A 3,152-nucleotide genomic window follows, 5' to 3' on the forward strand; every position below is an offset into this window, starting at 1 on the left:
CTGGACGACACACAGACGATCCGTCGGCCTGGCGCGCGATGAGCTGCGCGCGGCGCTGAGGGACTGGGGGCTGAGCGAGATCGAGGAACCGGCCGTGCTGGTTCTCTCGGAGCTGGTCACGAACGCGATCACCCACGCCTACGTGCGGGGGCGGGACATCGAGACCTCGTTCTGCCGAGGCCCGCAGGGCGTGCGACTCGCCGTGGACGACGCCGACGAACGACGCCACCCCCAGAGGCGGACCCCGGGCGAGGCGGGAGGCCGTGGCCTGGTCCTGGTGGAGGAGCTCTCCGAACGGTGGGGCGTCAGTGCCCGGCGAGGCGTGGGCAAATCCGTCTGGGCCGTCATCACGGTGCCGGGTGGGAGGTGGCTGTAATGCGTCTGCTCGCGTACATGCTGCGCAGAGGCGACGTGGTCGACGATGGCCGCGTCCAGCGGGAAGTGAAAGCGGTCCGCGAACGCGGGCGCGACGAGGTCGTCGTGGTGTTCAAGGGCGGGGACCCGTTGCGTGTCGGCCGCGACCACGAGGTGACGGTTGAGCGCCGCTGGAGGACCCGCTGATGAGCAAGCAAGCGGGCGCATGGGTGCTACACCCGGTGGACCCACAGCAGATCCCGCCGCTTCATCTCGCTGAGTGCCGGGCGTGTAGGGGCTCCTCCGAGTACGAGCCGGACGCGAACGACGCGGACCGGTGGGCCACCAGCCACGCTGAGGCCACTGATCACACGGATTACAGATTCGCGGCGATTCACTACGCCTGGGCCTCAGTGGTGAGGAGGACCCTGCCGGACCAGGCGGAAGACGTCGGCTGAACGACGCTCCGTCTTCTCGACTCCTTCGACGTGGCCGCCTAAGAGCGGTGTCCGTCCATGCCGACTCACGGGCGGAACGGCTCACCGCGTCGGAGGGATACAGCGGTCCGATTCCCCAGCTCCCCTGGGGAATCGGGCCGCGCCAAAAACAGCAGAGCCGGACCACCCCTCTTCCTTGGCGGGCTAGGGGGTGGTCCGGCAGGGATCACGCGTGACCCCGGTGCCGATGGTACCGGGGCTCTCGTCGTGCGTTGCTGGCCTGCGCCCCTTTTCTTGATCAGTTATCAGCCAAGACTGAAGGGGTGGGGAGATGTCCGCGTCGGGTGAAGAGGCATTCGAGGTGACGGGCTGCGAGTTCGACCCGGATGCCGTGCTCTGGGTGCGCGGCGTGGACTACGTCGGCGGCTGGCGCGACGCCCGGGATGCTGCGGAGGAGCTGAAGGGTGCTCTTGCCGCTGCTGGTCTGGAGATGGCGGGTCTGGTGGGTTCGGCGCAGACGCGGGCGGATGGGTCGGGGGTGGTGCGGCTGCTGTGGCCGGCGGAGACTGTGCGGGCGGTGGCGGAGCTGGTCCGGAGCGCCGGTGAGCTGCGGCGGGCCGGGTGAAGGTCGGCGTGGTGCGCGTTCCGAGATCGAAAACCGTGCGGGCGTTGTCAGTTGGGGCCGCTAAGGTCGGGTGCCTCTCGCGATCAGGGGAGGTATGAGATGGAGCGCGACGAGCGCCAGGAGCTCGCCGTCACGATAGGTCTCCTGCTGCTGGTGGGCGGCGTGCTGCTGGGCGACGCCCTGTTCGGCCCGTGGCCCACGCTGGCGGTCGGGGTGACGTTCATCCTGGTCCACTACCTCGGCCCGCACGCTGCCCGCGAGGTCGCTGTGCGGCGCTTCGCTCGTCAGCTACGCCGGTACCGCTGAACTCGGCCTCGGGCTGCTGCTGTCGGCTGGTTCTGGCCTGTGCCCACGAAAGTCAGCCACGACGGTGGGTCAGTCGGGCGATCAGGCGCGGCGGGCGCCTCGACCACATCCCGACATCAGCCACTCTTGCCATGTTTTGATCGTCGCGGTCGGTACCGCCCGAGACGCAGAGCCGGTGATGCTGTCCACCGGGCTGCGGTTGACGACGGTGCCGACGCGCGAAGCGAGCCCAGCCACAACCAGCATTCTCGCAGGGGGAATTCACCGGCGCAGAAATTCTCGAATTACCGCGACTAGGAGGATTGGCCATAAAGCGATCATTAAGTAAATTATCCCTTGGTCAATCGGGTCGCCACTATTCCACCAGAACCATGAGACTCCGGCTTCTGCGACTGTTGTGAGAATGAACGCTCGCAGTAGCCCGGTCTTCTTGCTTCGGGTGGTCCTGCTCCCGGTGTTCGAGTGGCGCATACCCTGCGCCGAGGGTGGATGCCACCCACTGGATCGCCCTGGATTTACTTGCCCACTCGTAGCGGGGCGTGTGGGGCTGTCTGGTGGCCTTGCCCTCGATTCCCTGGCCTCAGAGCTGTCGGCGAGGCGCTTGGGGCGGGATTCTATGTAAGTGAGGAAAGCGACCGCTGTTGATAAGGCAGTCAAGATCACCAGAACGAGCGTCACGCTTCATTCTGACTTAAAAACAGCGTTCTTTCAGCTCCATCGCTGGGGTTGGAATGCCGATCCCCCCCGGGCATAGTTGAGGATCTCTCAGCCGCTGTGCGTGACTTGTATGGGGATGGTGAGGCCCGGTTGTTGGGCATCGTCGCCGGGCAGCTTGCTGCTGGCTTGAGCTGCCTGGGCGGTGGGCGATGACCAAGCTTGCGGATATCCAGTCGTTGCGGCGGGCCGTGCAGAGTGTTGTCGATAGCCTCGCCAAGGACACAACATTCGATGTGTTCAACACTGTTGCTTGCTTACGGTCAGCCGGTCGCCTGGCCACGACGATGCGTGTGCTGAGCGGAGCGCCCCCACCGGGCTGGCCACATCGCGGTAGCTGCCCGCTCCCTCTCAGCTACGGCCGGGCGGTGCGGTCTCCTTATGGCCTGCATGTGTGACGGCGGGAGTACGGCGCCCAGCTCCCTTGGCTGCTGTAGTGCGGTTCCCGGGCCTGTGCCCCCACCTGTCCCCTCGCTGCCAGCCCGTTCTTGAGGGGCGCGCGACGAGAGAGCGGTAGTCGGCGACGGGCCCCCGTGCCAACTTCTCGACAGTGCCGCCGTGTTTGCATGGCGGTGTGACCGGGTCTTGGTCTCGATGACTCTGGGGTGTCTTCGGTCGCGGGGCGGGTGGGGGACCGGCGGGACCGGCCGCCAGGCCGCAGCCCGCCGGGGCCCCCGGCCCGGCCCGGCGCGCCGCAGGCGCGCCCTTGAGTAAGA

Annotated in this window: 5 protein-coding genes; all 5 read left to right on the top strand. The window is 67.1% G+C overall.

Annotated features, from left to right (window positions below; genetic code table 11):
• Positions 1-376 (top strand): ATP-binding protein (locus ACX9I7_RS32465; protein WP_459389377.1); only part of this gene is annotated, 376 nt, incomplete at its 5' end.
• Positions 376-561: a hypothetical protein gene (locus ACX9I7_RS32470; RefSeq protein ID WP_459389378.1), complete on the top strand. Its 186-nt coding sequence runs from the start codon at positions 376-378 to the stop codon at positions 559-561. The genes ACX9I7_RS32465 and ACX9I7_RS32470, both read left to right, overlap by 1 nt.
• Positions 561-812, top strand: a complete 252-nt coding sequence (locus ACX9I7_RS32475) for a DUF7848 domain-containing protein (protein ID WP_459389379.1) — start codon at positions 561-563, stop codon at positions 810-812. The genes ACX9I7_RS32470 and ACX9I7_RS32475 overlap by 1 nt, the downstream gene beginning before the upstream one ends.
• Before the next feature lie 310 nt (positions 813-1,122).
• Entirely contained in the window at positions 1,123-1,416 is a 294-nt protein-coding gene (locus tag ACX9I7_RS32480; protein WP_459389380.1) for a hypothetical protein, read from the top strand.
• Positions 1,417-1,515: 99 nt separating this feature from the next.
• Positions 1,516-1,722 (top strand): hypothetical protein, encoded by a 207-nt coding sequence (locus ACX9I7_RS32485; protein WP_459389381.1) that lies wholly within the window; start codon positions 1,516-1,518, stop codon positions 1,720-1,722.
• Positions 1,723-3,152 lie beyond the last annotated feature (1,430 nt).

The organism is Streptomyces sp. L500, assembly GCF_054551825.1.